General features: G+C 75.6%; 12 protein-coding genes and 1 riboswitch. All 12 genes read right to left on the bottom strand.

All coding sequences use genetic code 11. From position 1 onward, the window contains the following. Positions 1-101 precede the first annotated feature (101 nt). Positions 102-1,469 carry an SAM-dependent methyltransferase gene (locus IHE55_RS18280; RefSeq protein WP_197989998.1) on the bottom strand — a complete coding sequence of 456 codons (1,368 nt, stop codon included), beginning with the start codon at positions 1,467-1,469 and terminating at the stop codon, positions 102-104. A 663-nt stretch (positions 1,470-2,132) separates the two neighbouring features. Then, on the bottom strand, positions 2,133-3,512 hold the full coding sequence (locus IHE55_RS18275) for an NAD(P)/FAD-dependent oxidoreductase (RefSeq protein WP_197989997.1): 1,380 nt from the start codon (positions 3,510-3,512) through the stop codon (positions 2,133-2,135). A 590-nt stretch (positions 3,513-4,102) separates the two neighbouring features. Then, positions 4,103-4,501: an ASCH domain-containing protein gene (locus tag IHE55_RS18270; RefSeq protein WP_197989996.1), complete on the bottom strand. Its 399-nt coding sequence runs from the start codon at positions 4,499-4,501 to the stop codon at positions 4,103-4,105. A 412-nt stretch (positions 4,502-4,913) separates the two neighbouring features. Further along, positions 4,914-5,870, bottom strand: a complete 957-nt coding sequence (locus tag IHE55_RS18265; RefSeq protein WP_197989995.1) for a Ppx/GppA phosphatase family protein — start codon at positions 5,868-5,870, stop codon at positions 4,914-4,916. Then, a complete protein-coding gene (locus IHE55_RS18260; RefSeq protein ID WP_232265616.1) occupies positions 5,867-6,454 on the bottom strand; it encodes a DUF501 domain-containing protein in 588 nt (195 codons plus the stop codon). The genes IHE55_RS18265 and IHE55_RS18260 overlap by 4 nt, the downstream gene beginning before the upstream one ends. A gap of 249 nt (positions 6,455-6,703) precedes the next feature. After that, on the bottom strand, positions 6,704-7,180 hold the full coding sequence (locus IHE55_RS18255; RefSeq protein ID WP_197989994.1) for an FtsB family cell division protein: 477 nt from the start codon (positions 7,178-7,180) through the stop codon (positions 6,704-6,706). 139 nt (positions 7,181-7,319) lie between these two features. Further along, complete coding sequence (eno, locus tag IHE55_RS18250; protein ID WP_197992095.1) at positions 7,320-8,600, bottom strand: phosphopyruvate hydratase; 1,281 nt, start codon at positions 8,598-8,600, stop codon at positions 7,320-7,322. Positions 8,601-9,942: 1,342 nt separating this feature from the next. Continuing rightward, positions 9,943-10,695, bottom strand: a complete 753-nt coding sequence (locus tag IHE55_RS18245) for a LysM peptidoglycan-binding domain-containing protein (RefSeq protein WP_197989993.1) — start codon at positions 10,693-10,695, stop codon at positions 9,943-9,945. A 9-nt stretch (positions 10,696-10,704) separates the two neighbouring features. Beyond that, positions 10,705-10,862, bottom strand: a riboswitch (cyclic di-AMP (ydaO/yuaA leader). A gap of 516 nt (positions 10,863-11,378) precedes the next feature. Then, on the bottom strand, positions 11,379-12,464 hold the full coding sequence (locus IHE55_RS18240; protein WP_307826727.1) for a transglycosylase family protein: 1,086 nt from the start codon (positions 12,462-12,464) through the stop codon (positions 11,379-11,381). Positions 12,465-12,643: 179 nt separating this feature from the next. After that, positions 12,644-13,957, bottom strand: coding sequence for a cytochrome P450 family protein (locus tag IHE55_RS18235; protein ID WP_197989992.1), 1,314 nt, complete (start codon positions 13,955-13,957; stop codon positions 12,644-12,646). 741 nt (positions 13,958-14,698) lie between these two features. After that, positions 14,699-15,103, bottom strand: a complete 405-nt coding sequence (locus IHE55_RS18230) for a DUF6479 family protein (RefSeq protein WP_197989991.1) — start codon at positions 15,101-15,103, stop codon at positions 14,699-14,701. After that, entirely contained in the window at positions 15,100-16,089 is a 990-nt protein-coding gene (locus IHE55_RS18225; protein WP_307826726.1) for a nucleoside triphosphate pyrophosphohydrolase, read from the bottom strand. Before IHE55_RS18225 ends, IHE55_RS18230 begins: the two co-directional genes overlap by 4 nt. Between the last annotated feature and the right edge of the window lie 62 nt (positions 16,090-16,151).

The following is a 16,151-nucleotide window of genomic DNA, read 5'->3' as shown; positions in this document are numbered from 1 at the left end:
GCGGGCGCGGGTGACGCGTGGTCACCCGCGCCCCGGGGCCGCGGGCCCGCCCGTTCCCGCTGCCGGGGCCGGCCGGTGGGCACGGGGCCGGCCGGACACGGTCAGCGGGCGCGCCAGTCGCGGGCCCGCAGCGGCATGCCGGACGCGCCGGACTCCGGCGTGCGGACGGCCAGCACCTGGTTGACGCCGATCCGGTTGCGTTCGAAGGAGAGCGCGGACGCCGCCATGTACAGCCGCCAGACCCGGGCCCGCCCCGGGGAGGTGGCCCGGACCGCCCGCGTCCAGTTCGCCTCCAGGTTGGCCACCCAGGCGCGCAGCGTCAGCGCGTAGTGCTCGCGCAGCGCCTCCACGTCCCGCACCTCGAAACCGGCCTCCTCCAGCTGGGCGACGGTCCGGCCGACCGGGGCCAGCTCCCCGTCGGGGAAGACGTACCGGTCGATGAACTCGTCGACCTCGTACGCCTCCTCGTCCGGTTCGGGACGGCGCGCGATCTGGTGGTTGAGCAGCCGTCCGCCGGGGCGCAGCAGCCGGAACAGGTCGGCGGCGTACCGGGCGTACTGGGCGGACCCGACGTGCTCGGCCATGCCGATGGAGGAAATGGCGTCGAACGGCCCGTCCGTGACGCGCCGGTAGTCCTGGACGCGGATCTCCACCCGGTCGGTGAGCCCGGCGTCCGCGACGCGCTTGCGGGCGTACGCCGCCTGCTCCTCGGAGAGGGTGATGCCGACCGCCCGGACGCCGTACTCCCGGGCGGCGTGCAGCACCATCGACCCCCAGCCGCAGCCCACGTCCAGCAGCCGGCGACCGGGGGCGAGGTCCAACTTGCGGCAGATCAGGTCGAGTTTGGCGTACTGGGCGTCCTCCAGGGTGAAGGGCCTGGGCAGCGCGCCGGCGTCGTCACCGGGGCGGTCCCAGTAGGCGCACGAGTAGACCATCGAGGGGCCCAGCACCATCTCGTAGAAGTCGTTGCCGACGTCGTAGTGGTGGCTGATGGCCGCCTTGTCCCGGCGGAGGGTGTGCAGCGGGCCGCGCCGCTCCCGGGCCTCCTCGGCGGGCGGCGCCGGTGGCAGGGCGGGCCCGGCCAGGGCGAGCAGTTCGCGGGCCGCGGCGCGCAGCCGGGGGTCGCGGACGGCGTGCAGCAGCGCCGCGGGGCCGGGTTTCCGCCCGGACCGCGGTTCCCGCTCCCAGAGCAGCCCGGCCAGCTTGTCCAGCACCTCGTACAGATCGCCCTCGACGTCGATGTCCCCGGCGACCCAGGCCCGGGCCAGACCCAGTTCGCCGGGCTTCCACAGCATGCGGTGGAGCGCCCGGCGGCGGCGCAGCACCAGGACGGGGGCGCCGGCGGCCGCCGCTCCGGTCGTGACGGGAGGGCCGGCCTCGCTGCCGTCCCAGGCCCGGATACGGACCGGGAGCGGGGCTCCCAGCACCTCCTCGGCGAGCGCGGTGAGCCGTTCGGCGGCATCGGCCATGTCGCACCTCCGTGATGGCGGGTCATGGAAGGGTTCACCCACCACGTAAACACCGTGGGGCACGGAGTCCAGTCCCGCAGGCACGTCTGGAAACGGTAAAGGAGGGTTTCAGCCGAACGGCCCCGGCGACGCCCGTCCCGCCGCCCTCCCGCCCGTGGCGGGAGGGCGGCGGGACGGCCGGGGGTTCACGGCGGGCGCGGGCGCGCGGCACGGCGCCGTGCGCGGCGGTACGCGGCCGTGCGCGGCGTACGTCGCCATGGCCGCGGACGTGCGGGGCGCGGGCCGCGGGGCGCGGGGTACGACGGGAACGCGCGCGGCGGGGACGCGCGGGCGCGGTGGGCGACGGGAGCGGGGACAGCCAGACCCGCGCCCGCCCTGCGCGACGGAGCGGGGACGCGCGGGCGTGGTACGCCGGGCGCGCGGCGGTACGGGCCGCGTGGGCGCCCTCGCGCGGGCGGGCGGGTCCCGTCCGGCCCCGGCACGGCCCCGCTCCCCGTCGCCGCACCCGGATACGCGTACGGGGGCCGGGGGCGGACGCGAGCCGGCCCGGACACGGGTACGCCGAAGGGCGCTCGCCCCACGGATTGGCGAGCGCCCTTCGGCGTTGTGGACCATCGGCGGCCCGCCCGGCGCGTGGCGCGCGTCCGGGCCGGCCGCGCCGGGTCAGGAGGTCTTGGCCCCCTCGACCGGGCTGTCGGCCTTCTTCGCCGCGGCCGCGGACACCGGCGCGGCGGCCTCGTAGAACTCCTCGCGGGGGTTCTCGATGGCGCCGAGCGAGACGACCTCGCGCTTGAGGAACATGCCCAGCGTCCAGTCGGCGAGCACGCGGATCTTGCGGTTGAAGGTCGGCATCGCCATGCCGTGGTAGCCACGGTGCATGTACCAGGCGAGGCGGCCCTTCAGCTTGATCTTCATCTTGCCGAAGACCAGCATGGCGACGCCCTTGTGCAGGCCCAGGCCGGCCACGGCGCCCTTGTTGGCGTGCTTGTACTCGCGCTGCGGGAAGCCCCGCATGCCCGAGATGACGTTGTCGCCGAGGACCTTGGCCTGACGCAGCGCGTGCTGGGCGTTGGGCGGGCACCAGGCGCCCTCACCGACGGCGAGGTCCGGCACCTGGGCGTTGTCGCCCGCGGCCCATATGTAGTCGGTGCCCTTCACCTGCAGGGTGGCGGCGGTGTCCACGTGGCCGCGCGGGCCGAGCGGCAGGCCGAAGCGGGCCAGCGCCGGGTTGGGCTTGACACCCGCGGTCCACACGATGGTGCTGGAGTCCACCTCCAGGCCGTTCTTGAGCACCACGTGGCCGTCGACGCAGGACTCCATGGAGGTCTGCAGGTAGACCTCGACACCGCGCTTCTGGAGGTGCTCCAGACCCCACTTGCCGAGCTTGGGGCCGACCTCCGGGAGGATCTTGTCGGCGGCGTCGACGAGGATGAACCGCATGTCCTCGCGCTTGATGCTCGGGTAGTACTTGGCGGCGTCCCGCGCCATGTCCTCGACCTCGCCGATGGTCTCCGCACCGGCGAAGCCGCCGCCGACGAAGACGAAGGTGAGCGCCTTGCGGCGGATCTCCTCATCGGTGGTCGAGTCGGCCTTGTCGAGCTGTTCGAGGACGTGGTTGCGCAGGCCGATGGCCTCCTCGATGCCCTTCATGCCGATGCCGTTCTCGGCGAGCCCGGGGATCGGGAAGGTCCGGGACACCGCGCCGAGCGCCACGACCAGGTAGTCGAAGGGCAGCTCGTAGGCCGAGCCGACCAGCGGCTGGACGGTGGCGACCTTGCGGTCCTGATCGATGGTCGTGACGCGACCGGTGAGGACCTCCGCCTTGGGGAGCACGCGTCGCAGCGGAACCACGACGTGCCGCGGGGAGATGCTGCCGGCAGCAGCTTCGGGGAGGAAGGGCTGGTACGTCATGTACGAGCGCGGGTCCACGACCGTGACGGTCGCCTCGCCGTACCGCATCTTCTTCAGGATGCGGCGCGCCGCGTACAGGCCGACGTACCCACCGCCTACTACGAGGATCCTGGGACGCTCCGTGGTGCTCATGATTCGAGTATCCAGCACCCGTTGGGGGGGTGCTCGTGAGCCCCTTCACAAGGATGCGAAAGGCATCTGCTACACTCCGCCGCCCACGTGACCCACGCCATACCCGGCGGAGGGAACCAGATCATGCGCGGGTACGTTGTTCACCCCTGTTGATCTGCGTCGGGACCGCCCGCCGCGGCTGAACCAGCCGGTTCCCGGACCCCCTGGCCCCCCTTGGGAATCACGGCGGAAGACGGTCAACGACCCTTGCTGGCGCATGAAAAGGGGCTCGATGACCTCAGGATGTGGCCATCGCACCGATTTTTCATGTGAAGGATTTCACGAAGTTTTTCCCGGCGGGGGCTACCGGGCCGTACCCGGGGCCGCCCCGGGGGCCTCTGCGGCCCCCTCGCCGGGCCCGCGCGGACCCTTCTCCGGGGCCTGCCGGACGCACCGCGCCGGGGTCCGGCCGGCCGTGGCCGACGGCCCGGAGCCGCCGGTTCCGGGCATCCGCGGCCCCGCCGGTCCGCCGGCTCCGGCACGCGCCCTCCGCCGCCCCGCCGTCCGGCCCCGGAGGCGGTCACGGCCGGTCCGGGAGGCGGTCACCGCCGTCACCCGTCCTCCAGCACCCGGAACGCCACACAGACCACCGGGGTGGCGTCGTCCACCGGGGTCCCGGCTTCCGCCCAGTACCGCCGGTGTCCGGCCCGCCACTCCTCCACGGAGGCGTCCCCCTCGCCCTCGGCCGCGGCGTGCTCCCACGGGACCTCGCCGAACAGGTGCGTCGCGACGCCGGTGATCTCAAGGGTGGCCACCCGGCGGCCGTCGTTGTCCAGCAGGGCCTGCCGCTCCCCGGGGTGGTCCATCCCCTCGGCCTCCTCCGCGTACTCGGCGAGCAGCACCGTGGTGGCCCGCTTCTCACCCGCCAGCACCAGGGCGTTGAGCCGGTCGCGCACGGCACCCGGCGACCCCAGCTCCAGCCCGCGCATCCCGTCCACCCGTGGCCACATCGTCGCGCACCTCATCCGTTCACCCGGGTCCGCCGCGGGCCCGGCCGCCGCCGCACCACTCTCCGGCCTCCGCCGTCCGTCCGGACCGCCGCACCGGGCACCCGCGCCGCGCCGAGCGGCCCGCGGGCCGTGCCCCGGCCGCTCCGGCGGCGTCAGCGGGCTGCGGCCGCCCGGCCGGCTCCCGTCAGCACCGGTCGCTCCGGCCCCTCTGGCCTGTCCCGTCGCTTCCGTCACTCCCGTCGCTTCAGGAACGACTTTAGCGAGCGGATCGCGCCAACCTCCGCCCACCCCCCGCCGTTTGACCCGGTCACCCGCCAACCGGGCACCCCCCGAAGGGAGTTGGCTACCCTCCGGCGCCACCCGCAAGCCGGGACGACGGGGGCGGGCGGGGCGCTGCCGCCGGGCGGACCGCCTACCCGGGCGACCCGGACGCCGCCGCGTAGGCGATGCCGTCCAGGATGTCGTGTTCGCTCACCACGACCTCCGCGGCCCCGACGCGCTCCATGATCTTCAGCAGCACCAGGGCGCCGGCCGCGATCACATCGACCCGGCCCGGGTGGATCACCGGGATGGCGGCCCGTTCGGCGTGGGTGGAGGTGAGCAGCCGGCCGGTGACCTCCCGGACCTGCTCCAGGGAGATCCGGGAGTGGTGCACGGCGGTGGAGTCGTAGGCGGGCAGGCCCAGCGCGATGGCGGCGACGGTGGTGACCGAGCCGGCCAGTCCGACCAGGGTGCGCGCCTGCTCCAGCGGCACGGTCCGCGCGGCGAGGTCCAGCGCGGCGGCGATGTCCGCCTCCACCGCGGCGATCTGAGCGGCGGTCGGCACGTCGGCGACCCGGCCGTCCACCGCGAGGTGGCGCTCGGTCATCCGCACGCAGCCGATGTCCACGCTGCGCGCCGCCCGCACCCGGTCCTCGCCCAGCACGAACTCGGTGGAGCCGCCCCCGATGTCCACCACCAGGACCGGCGGTTCGGTCCGGGTCCCGGCGAGTTCCCGGGTGGCGCCGGTGAAGGAGTACTCGGCCTCCTCGTCGCCGCTGATCACCTGGGGTTCCACGCCGAGGATGCCGACCACGCCGCGGACGAAGTCGGCGCGGTTCTCGGCGTCCCGGGAGGCCGAGGTGGCGACGAACCGGATGCGGTCCACCCCGCCCTCGGCCGCTATGGCGTCGGCGTACTCGCGGCAGGCCGCGAAGGTGCGCTCCAGCGCCTCGGGGGCCAGCCGGCCGGTGCGGTCCACGCCCTGGCCGAGCCGGACGATCCGCATCCGCCGGTCCAGCTCGCGCAGCCGGCCGGTGTCCGGGTCCGCGTCGGCGATCAGCAGCCGGATGGAGTTGGTGCCGCAGTCGATGGCGGCGACGCGCCTCATCGGCCGTCCTCCCCGTCGTCGCCCCGCGCCGCGCCGCCGGGGCGCCCGGCGTCGCCGGTGTCACCGGTGGCGGCCGGGGTGACGCACGGGCCCCTGCGCCACCACTCGGGCAGCATCGCGATCGCCTCGTCGCCCAGCGGGTTCACCCCCGGCCCGGCGGCCAGCGAGTGGCCGACGAGCACGTGCAGGCACTTGACCCGGTCCGGCATGCCGCCGGCGCTGGGGAAGCCCTCCAGCACCTCGATGGCGTCCCGGCGGGAGATGTAGTCCTCGTGCGCGGCCCGGTAGGCGGCGGCCAGCTCCGGGTCGGTGGCCAGCCGCTGCGTCATCTCCTTCATCACGCCCTCGGCCTCCAGGGTGCCGATGGCGGACGCGGCGCGCGGGCAGGTCAGGTAGTACAGGGTCGGGAACGGCGTGCCGTCCTCCAGGCGGGGCGCCGTCTCCACCACGTCGGGGTTGCCGCACGGGCAGCGGTGGGCGATGGCGCGCAGGCCGCGCGGCGGGCGGCCCAACTGCTCCTGGAAGGCTGCGATGTCCGCCTCGGTGGGCGGGGTGGGCTCCGTCTGCGGAGGGGGCGTGTCCATGGGTGAGGGTTCTCTTCGGTCGGTACGAACGGCTGGGCGGACGGCTGGGGCGGTCGGTCGGTACGAACGGCTGGGCCGGACGGCTGGAACGAGGAGGCGGAGGGGCGGTGCCGGACGGCCGGGCGCGGGCCGGGACGTCCACCGGCGGGCCCGGGGCACCGGCGGCCCGCGGGCGGGCGTCGGCAGCGGGGCCCGGCGGCGGGGGCCACGGCGGCGGTGACGCCGGCGGGGCCGGGACCGGCCGCCGGATCAGGGACCGGGCGCCGGGCTCGGCCCGCGGTCCGCGGTGTCCAGGCCCTCCAGCAGCTTGTGGTACCAGGGTCGTGCGCCGGCGCCCCGGTCGTCGGCGCGGCCGGTGTCCCGGGCCCCGCCGAGCATGCTGAAGCCGGTCTCACCGGGCCGTACGTAGTGCAGGTGCTCACGGGCCAGCCGCTCGATGTAGGCGGGGTCCTGGAGCCGGGCCTTCTCCTCGCGGAGCTTCTCGCCCTCCTCGGCGGCCTGCTCGGCCCGCCGCCGCTGCTCGGCGATGTCCGAGCGCTGGGAGACGTACTGCCGTATCGGGTAGGCGAGGGCCACCACCATGGAGCAGACGACGAGGGCGAGCAGCGCCGCGCGGCCGGTGAGGCGGTTGCGGCGGCCCCGCGCCCGGTAGACCCGGGCCGCGGCGTGCTCACCGAGCGCCTTGAGTCTGGTCGCGGTCGAGAACCGGTCCCGGTCCGTGCCCATGCCGCCTCCCTGCCTCGGTCTCGTCGGTGCGGTCCGTCCCGCCCACGGTACGGGACCGGGGCGGGGTCGGAACGCGTGCGGAACGGCCGGCCGGCACCCCGGCCCGCGCCGTGGCGCCGGGCGGGGTGCCGCGCCGGGGTCAGCCCTTGAAGCGGGGGAACGCGGAGCGGCCCGCGTAGACCGCGGCGTCGTCCAGGATCTCCTCGATGCGCAGCAGCTGGTTGTACTTGGCGACGCGCTCGGAGCGGGCCGGGGCACCGGTCTTGATCTGGCCGCAGTTGGTGGCGACGGCCAGGTCGGCGATGGTGACGTCCTCGGTCTCGCCGGAGCGGTGCGACATCATGCACTTGAAGCCGTTGCGCTGGGCCAGCTCGACCGCGTCCAGGGTCTCGGTCAGCGAACCGATCTGGTTCACCTTGACCAGCAGGGCGTTGGCGGCGTTCTCCTCGATGCCGCGGCCCAGCCGCTCGGGGTTGGTGACGAACAGGTCGTCACCGACGAGCTGGACCTTGTCGCCGAGCTTGGCGGTGATGGTCTTCCAGCCGTCCCAGTCGTCCTCGAAGAGCGGGTCCTCGATGGAGACCAGCGGGTAGGCGTCGACCAGCTCCTCGTAGTACGCGGTCATCTCGGCGGCGGTGCGCTCCTTGCCCTCGAAGACGTAACTGCCGTCCTTGTAGAACTCGGAGGCGGCCACGTCGAGCGCGAGCGCCACGTCCTGGCCGGGGGTGTAACCGGCCTTGCGGATGGCCTCCAGGATGAGGTCCAGCGCCTCGCGGTTGGAGTCCAGGTTGGGGGCGAAGCCGCCCTCGTCGCCGAGGCCGGTGGACAGGCCGCGCTCCTTCAGCACCGCCTTGAGGGTGTGGTACACCTCGGTGCCCCAGCGCAGCGCCTCGGAGAACGACTCGGCGCCGATCGGCGCGATCATGAACTCCTGGATGTCCACGTTGGAGTCGGCGTGCGAGCCGCCGTTGAGGATGTTCATCATCGGCACCGGCAGCAGGTGCGCGTTGGGGCCGCCGAGGTACCGGAAGAGCGGGAGGTCGGACGCCTCCGAGGCGGCGTGCGCCACGGCGAGCGAGACACCGAGGATGGCGTTGGCGCCGAGCGACGACTTGTCCGGGGTGGCGTCGAGGTCGAACATCGCCTGGTCGATCAGGCGCTGCTCGGTGGCGTCGTAGCCGACGAGCTCCGGACCGATCTGCTCGATCACGGCGAGCACGGCCTTCTCGACGCCCTTGCCGCCGTAGCGGCTCTTGTCGCCGTCCCGCAGCTCCAGGGCCTCGAAGGCGCCGGTCGAGGCGCCGGACGGCACGGCAGCACGGCCGGTGCTGCCGTCGTCGAGGCCGACCTCGACCTCGACCGTGGGGTTGCCTCGCGAGTCGAGGATCTCGCGAGCTACGACGACGTCGATGGACGGCACGAGGATCTCCTTCGTGTGGGTCTGCGTCTGCAGCATGAGCCTAACCGGACCGGGAGCCCGATCCCTCCCGACGCCCGGGGTACGAGACGGTACGCCCCCGCCACGGCCCCGCCACGCCGGTCGGCGGCACCCGCCCGGACGGCCCACCGGGACCGCCGCGGGGCGGGGGCGGCCGGTAACGCGGCGAGGGCGGCCGGCCGGCCGGGCGAGGGGCGGCCGGGGAGCGGGTCCGGGCGGCGCGGGTGGGGGACGGGACGTGGGTCGGGACGGGCTGCCGGGCCGTGGCCCGGCCGGGGCGGGGCTGCCGGGGAGGACGGGGGGATCACCGCAGGGCCCGCCGTCACGGGGGTGACGGAGCCCTCCGCACGGGAGGCAGGCCCGGACGGCAGGGGTGACGCGGCCGGGGCGGGACGGCGTGAGCGGGCGGGGTGAGCGGGGAGAACCGGGTGGGTACGGCCGGAGCCGGGATGTCCCGGGCCGGGGACTGCTCAGCGGTGCGGCTGCGCGGCCGCGGCACGGGTGCAGGGCCGCCCGGCCCCCGAGCGGAGGGGCCGGGCGGTCCGTACGGCGGGCCGGGGTGCAGCGTCCGGCCCGGCGGGGCCCAGCGGAGACGGGCCCCGCCGGACCGCCGGGACCGCTGCCGCCGCACCTCGCCCTGGGGACGGCGGACACGGCGGACGGCGGACCGGGGGGACGGTGACCGCCCGGTCGGACGGCGAACGGCGGGCCGGACGGCGAACGGCGGGCCGGACGGACGGCGGAACCGGCGAGCGGTGGGACCGCGGAACCGGCGAGCGACGGACCGGCGGACGGTGGACGCCCGGCGGCGGGAAACCGCCAACGCCCGGCCGGAGCGCCCGGTGCGGGCCCGGGGCGCCGACCGCCCGGCCACCGGGTGCGGGCCGGGAGGGCCGGTGGGCGCCGCACCCGGCGCCGGCGACCGCGAACGCCGGGGGGCGAGCGGCGGCCACGGCTGGGCGGGCGCCGGGGACGGGGAGCGGTCGGCACCGGGCCCGTGTGCGGCACGGCCCCGGTCCTCGGGGGACCGGGTGCGCGGCGTGTCCCCCGGTGCGATCAGGGGGCCGGCGCGAGCGGCACGGGGACGGCGGCGGACCGGCCGGGGCCCGGGACCCGGTGAGCGGCGTGGCCCCGGTGCGACCGGGGCCCCGGGTCCGGGCGGGCGGCGCGTGCCGTCGGGGCGGGCCCGCGCCACGGCCGGTCCGGGGCGGTGGCCCCGCCGCGGTGGCTCCGGAACCCTCGAAGTCCACCGCGGCGGGACGCCACCGGCCGGTGCGGGCCCCGCCTCGGCGTGGGTGGGTGCGGCGGGGCCCGGTCGTACGGGTCAGCTCAGGTGGAGCCGCTGGCCCGGGTAGATCAGGTCGGCGTCGGTGATGACGTCCTCGTTCAGCTCGTGCAGCTTGGCCCAGCCGCCCTGGACGTGGTGCGCGGCGGCGATGGTGGAGAGGGTGTCGCCGGCCCGGACGGCGTACTCGCCGTCGCCCCGCTGCACCGTCGTCGGCGCGGTGCGCTGCTGGGAGCGGGTGGTCGGGGCCGGCTGCGCGGACCGGTCGGCCTCCGGCTGCGCCTGCGGCTTGGCGTGCCGCGGGGCCTGCTGCTGCGGCTGGGCCTGGCGGGTCTGCTGCTGCGGCTGGGACTGCTGCTTCGGCTGGGTCTGCTGCTGCGGGCGCTGGGCCGGGGTGCTGCTGCCGGTGCCGGCCGAGCCACCGCTGGTCAGGTTGACCCCGCAGTGCGGCCAGGCGCCCTTGCCCTGGCCGGCGAGCACCTTCTGGGCTATCGCGATCTGCTGGCTCTTGGTCGCCTTGTCGGCGGTCGGGGCGTAGGCGGTGCCGCCGTACGCGGCCCAGGTGGACGCCGAGAACTGCAGGCCGCCGTAGTAGCCGTTGCCGGTGTTGATCGACCAGTTGCCGCCGGACTCGCAGCGGGCGACCTCGTCCCACTGCGAGGTGGTGGCGGCGGACGCCTGCCCGGCGGCGCCCAGCAGCGGCGCGGCCACCGCGGCGCCGGTGACCCCGGCGAGGGTGGCGATGCGGGTCGCCTTGGACGGACGGCGGTGCTTGCCCTTGGACTTGAACATGCTGGCTTCTTTTCCTCACACCGACGCCTGCGAGGTGAGCTGTCGGGTGCGGGCCATGTGAGGTGCCCGGCCGGATACGGAAGTCCGTACCCGGCTTAACCCCGAGCCGGGGGTGAGCCCGGCGTGAATCCTGGGTCCCCCGCTCCTGCCTTCGGCGCTGACGCGTCGACCGACCCTCCGACCGGTGGCAGGACTCGGCGTGCCGGTCGGCGGTGCCCGCAGTGGCGGACGAGGACGACGGTAAGCACAACACCCGGAGGACCTCAAACCCCAACAGCTGTGCGATTTACCTTGGTTCGTTGCTAACGATTCGTTATCAATGCAGGTCAGGACGTATGCCGCGAGTCCGGTCAAGAGTGCTGGACCAGTGAGAGAACGAGATCCATATCTCACTTTCAGCAAACCGGACAGATCAGGTGGAAGCACTGCGCCGAGGGCAGGCCGGAGCGTGCGCCGACCCCCCGTCAGGTCCGGCGCACGGTCCGCCGATCCCGGGGCCGGGGTGCGCTCGCGCCCCGGCCGCGGTCGGCGCGCCCCCCGTCCCGTTCCCGGCCGGCGGCGCGCCGACCGGGGACACCGCCCGGACACCCCGTCAGCACCCGGCCGGCGCCTCGTCCGCGCCCCCTCGGCGCCCGCCTGCGCCCTCCTCGTCACTCCACTTGCGTCCCGGTGGCGCGCTGCCGTCAGGGCGCCGCGGTTCCGGCGCCCTCCTCGACCACGAGCCGCTGTCCGGGGTGGATGAGGTCGGGGTCGTCGCCGACGGTCTTCTCGTTGGCGTCGTAGAGGGCCGGCCAGCCGCCGGGCACCTGGAGGTCCTCGGCGATGACCGACAGGTTGTCACCGGGGCGCACGGTGTAGCGGTCGGCGCCGCTGCCGGGCGTCCCGGGGGTGTCCCGCTGCTGACTCCGGTCGGCGTGGCGCCCGCCGCCCCGCTCGCCGTCACCGGCGGGCCGGTCGTCCGGGGCGCCGCGGTGCTTGCCGGTGCCGGTGGCGGGCGCGGGGTCCGCCGCGTCCCGGTCCGGGGCGTCACCGGGCGCGGTGCCGGAGCGGCCCTCGGCCTCCTCGCCGGCCGGGGTGTCCGTACGCCCGTCCGCGGGCCCGCCGGCCATCTCGCCGGAGCGGCCGTCGGCCATCTCGCCGCTGCGCCCGTCGGTCCCGGCCGGCGCCCGGTCGCCGGTGCGGCCGTCCGGGTCGCCGGTGCCGCCGGAGCGGTCCCGGTCGCCGTCCGCGTCGGTGGCGGGCCGCTCGCCGCGCCCCGCCGTGTCCCGGTCCGCGCGGTCCTCGCCGGCGGCGTCCCGGCCGGTCGCGGTGTCCCGGGCGCCGTCCAGCTCGCCGGCGGTCCGGTCCGCCGGACCGGTGCGGTCCGCGGGCGTCCGGTCCCCGGTGTCCGGGCGGTCGTCCTCGGACGGGTCGGGCAGCGGGGCGGTGGTGCGGCCGGGGTTCACCTCGGGGGCCGCGCCGCCCTCGGTGAGACCGGCGTCCAGGGCACAGGCCGGCCAGCCCTGCGGCCCGCGGTCGCGCAGCATCGTCTCGGCGACGGCAATCTGCTGGGATCTGCTGGCGAGGTCGGGGCGCGGGGCGTAGGCCGTACCGCCGTAGGTCTTCCACATGTCCAGGGTCAGCTGGAGGCCGCCGTAGAAGCCGTTGCCGGAGTTGGCGCTCCACATCCCGCCGCTCTCGCACTCCGCGACCCGGTCCCAGGTGTGGGTGTCCGCGGCGTGGGCGGCGGAGGCACCGAGCAGCGGCAGTGCGATGCCCGCGCCGGTCACCCCCGCCGCTACGACGATGGCTGGGGCCTGACGGGGACGGCGGTGCCGACCGGTGCCGGAACGCATGCGATCGCCTCTCATGTGACGGCTGTGGGTCGTCGCCCGAAGATAATCGGGCCACCCGGGAGTCACAAGCCGATGTAGCCGAGGTCACGCGGAGATCACGTCCTGACCCTGCGTCACTTCCCGCTGGTGGCGGGGCGTTCCGCGGGGGTGTCCGGGGCCGTTCCGGCGGGGGCGGAGCACTCCGGGGTGAACCGCACCGGAAGGGTGCGCAGTCCGCGCATGATGAGCCCGCCGCGCCAGCGCAGTTGGTCCGGTTCCACGGCCGGCCGCAGGTCCGGCAGCCGGCGCAGCAGGGTGGCCAGGGCGGTCTGCGCCTCCAGCCGGGCGAGCGGGGCGCCGAGGCAGTAGTGGATGCCGTGTCCGTACCCGAGGTGCTGGTTGTCCCGGCGGGTGAGGTCCAGGGTGTCCGGATCGTGGAACCGCGCGGGGTCGCGGTCGGCGGCGGCGAGCACCACCAGCACCGGGTCGCCCTCGGCGATCCGGGCGCCGCCCAGCGTCAGCGGCTCGGTGGCGAAGCGCCAGGTGGCCATCTCCACCGGGCCGTCGTAGCGCAGCAGCTCCTCCACCGCCCCGGCGAGCAGCGCCTCGTCACCGTCGTGGACGGCCCGCTGGAAGAGCTCCCGCTGGGCGGGGTGGCGCAGCAGGGCGTGGGCGCCGTTGCCGATGAGGTTCACGGTCGTCTCGAAGCCGGCGAACAGCAGGATGAAGGCCATCGCCGCGGCCTCGTTCTCGGTCAGGTGCTCGCCGTGGTCGCTGGCCCGGATCAGGCCGGAGATCAGGTCGTCCGCCCCGCTGTCGCCGGCCAGTGCCTCGCGCTTGCGGTGGATCAGTTCGGCCAGGTACGCCCGCATCCGCTTCACCGCGCGGGCCACCCCGCCGCGCGGGGTGCGCCGGCCGTCCGGCAGGTCGTGGCGGATCATCATGCCCGCCCAGTCCCGGAAGTCGTCCTGGTCCTCGGCCGGGACGCCGAGCATGTCGCAGATGGCGTAGATGGGGAGCGGGAACGCGAACTCGTGGATGAGGTCGGCCTCCCCGCGCCCGGCGAAACCGTCGATCAGCCGGTCGGTGAGCTGCTGGACCCGGGGGGCGAACTCGGCCACCCGGCGCGGGGTGAACGCCTTGGACACCAGCCGCCGCAGCCGGGTGTGGTCCGGCGGGTCGATGTTGAGCAGGTGCGTCATCAGGCCCGCGCTGCGCTCGCCGGGGATGCCGACCTTGCCCTTGCCGTGGGCGTTCTCGCTGTGCCGCAGCGGGTTCTTGGACAGTCGCTGGTCGGCCAGCGCCTGCCGGGCGTCGGCGTACCGGGTGACCAGCCACGCCTCCACCCCGCTGGGCAGCGTGGTCCGGTGGACCGGCGTCCGCTCCCGCAGCCGGTGGTACGTGGGGTACGGATCGGCGGCGAACTGCCAGCTGAACAGCTCGGGCACGGCCGCCGGCCCGGACGTTCCGCCGTCGGCTACGGCCGCCGGGCAGGACTCTTCGCCGTCGGCTGCGGCGGACGGGCCGGACGAGTGGGCGCCGGGTGTGGCGGACGGGTGGGGTTCGCGGGCCTCGGGAGGGGTGGACGGGCCGGGACGGTCGTCATCGGCTCCGGCGGACGGGCCGGACGCGTGGGCGCCGGGAGGGGTGGACGGGCCGGGACGGTCGTCATCGGCTCCGGCGGACGGGCCGGGCCGGTGCGGGCGACCGGCCGGGCAGGGCCCACGGCCTTCGGGCCCGGTGGACGGGCCGGGCTCGTGGGACGGGTCGGGCTGATGGGACGGGTGGGGCTGGTCGGGCACGGTTCGACCGTATCGCGGGGTGCGGCGCGGGTCGGCGGTGGCGGGCACGGGCGGGCGGTGGGCGGCGGGGGCAGGCCCACCGGCACCCCGGGGGTCGGCCGGGCGCACGAGGCCGACCGGCGTCCGCCGGCGTCAGGTGCTCTCCGGCGCCGCCGCGCCGGCCCATCGGGTACCCCGTACCCCGCCGCGCCGGCCCGTCGGCACCCCGCCGCACGCGAGCGCCCCGGCCGCGCGCCCGCACCGAGCGTCCCGCGCACCGCCCGTGCCGTGTGACGAGCGCCGAGCGCCGGCGCAGCACGCACGGAGCGCGCCGCCGGACGCCAACGCTCACGTCCGGCGGCGCGCTCCGCCGCGGTCCGGCCCGGCCAGCGGGCCGGGCCGCGTCGCTCAGCCGGTGCCCCAGGACCCGCTGTGGCCCGGGGTCCACTTGGTGGGCTTCTTCTCCGGGTCCTCCTCGCTGCCGAAGTTGCCGAACTCGTACGGCATGTGCCGGACCCCGTCCCGCGGTACCTCCGTGGGCTTGCGTCCGTACCGCTCGTAGTGGCGCTCGGACTCCTGGTGGCCCGGGCCGTGGTCCTCCGACGTCACATGACCGCTCCGGTGCTCCTCGGCGGTCTGCCACGCACCGGCGCGCGGCTGCGGTTCGGTGGGACGGCGCTCCCTGGCGGCCACCCGGATGCCCCACCAGACGGCCGCGACGAGCAAGATGACGACGCCGATCCCCGCCACCAGCGGGCCGATACCGACCAGATGATCGCGTGCGGCGAACTCAACACTGGCGAAAGTACTCATATGGTGTGAGTACCCCTTTTATGCCACCCCATGCGGCCGGTACGGAACCCCGGAGTCCCTTTTTCCGCCGCCCTCCGGGTCTCCCCGTCTCCCTCCGCCTCGGCGCGTACCGCGAGCGCCAGCAGCTCGTACCCCGGGCCCTCGCCGCGCGGCAGCGGTACGTCGAGCCCGGCGGTACGGGCCCGGAAGGCCAGCTTGGCGGCGAGGGCGAGGGCCGGCTGGGCGAGCGGGACGCCCTCGGTGACCGAGCTGCGCCGCTTCTCGGCCGCCTTGGTCCGCAGCCAGTTCGCCCTGACCTCCTCCGGGGTCTCGGCGGTGCCCTCCCCGAAGATGTGCGGGTGGCGACGGATGAGCTTCTCCACGATGCCGCCGGCCACGTCGTCGACGGAGAACGGGGCGTCCGGGTGGTCCTCGGCGATCCGGGCGTGGAAGACCACCTGGAGGAGCACGTCGCCCAGCTCCTCGCGCAGCGCCTCCCGGTCGCCCTCCTCGATGGCCTCGACCAGCTCGTACGCCTCTTCGAGGCCGTACTTCACCAGCTCCTCGCTGGTGCGGGTGCCGCTCCACGGGCACTCGGCGCGGATCCGGTCCATGACCTGCACCAGGTCCAGCAGCCGGGCGCCCGGCAGGTCGTAGGAGCCGGGCAGCAGCTCCAGGTCGGGCATCCGCTCGCGCCCGGACCCGGCCATCCGGGCCAGCCCGTCGGTGAGGGCGGTCTCGCCCTCGGCGGAGGTGATCACCAGGGCGGTGCGTCCGCCGTCGGCGCAGTAGCCGACGAGTTCCCGGGCGTCCGGCTCGGCGTGTTCGACCACGATCCCCGCCTCCCGCAGATACGGCAGCTGCGGGTTTCCGGGGTCGGCGCACAGGACGCGGTCGGCGCCGCGCAGCGCCTGCCAGGCGGGCCAGGAGAGCAGGCCGGGGGCGACACGGTGGCTGGTGGTGAGCAGGACCAGGCGGCCCTGGGCGCTGTGGGGTGCAGGATTCACCCTTCGAACGTAACGCAGACCGTCCGCCACCCGTCCGGCCGTCCCCGCGCGGCCCGGAGGCC

The organism is Streptomyces pactum (assembly GCF_016031615.1).
GTDB lineage: Bacteria > Actinomycetota > Actinomycetes > Streptomycetales > Streptomycetaceae > Streptomyces > Streptomyces pactus.
The sequence above is the reverse complement of the archived record's forward strand: the minus strand, read 5'-3'. Positions and strand labels throughout refer to the sequence as shown.

Bases quoted from the DNA above. Each gene is read 5' to 3' on its own strand.
- IHE55_RS18275 (WP_197989997.1), bottom strand. From the start codon at position 3,512: ATGAGCACCACGGAGCGTCCCAGGATCCTCGTAGTAGGCGGTGGGTAC.
- IHE55_RS18245 (WP_197989993.1), bottom strand. From the start codon at position 10,695: ATGTTCAAGTCCAAGGGCAAGCACCGCCGTCCGTCCAAGGCGACCCGC.
- IHE55_RS18230 (WP_197989991.1), bottom strand. From the start codon at position 15,103: ATGAGTACTTTCGCCAGTGTTGAGTTCGCCGCACGCGATCATCTGGTC.
- IHE55_RS18255 (WP_197989994.1), bottom strand. From the start codon at position 7,180: ATGGGCACGGACCGGGACCGGTTCTCGACCGCGACCAGACTCAAGGCG.
- IHE55_RS18265 (WP_197989995.1), bottom strand. From the start codon at position 5,870: ATGAGGCGCGTCGCCGCCATCGACTGCGGCACCAACTCCATCCGGCTG.
- IHE55_RS18260 (WP_232265616.1), bottom strand. From the start codon at position 6,454: ATGGACACGCCCCCTCCGCAGACGGAGCCCACCCCGCCCACCGAGGCG.
- IHE55_RS18270 (WP_197989996.1), bottom strand. From the start codon at position 4,501: ATGTGGCCACGGGTGGACGGGATGCGCGGGCTGGAGCTGGGGTCGCCG.
- IHE55_RS18280 (WP_197989998.1), bottom strand. From the start codon at position 1,469: ATGGCCGATGCCGCCGAACGGCTCACCGCGCTCGCCGAGGAGGTGCTG.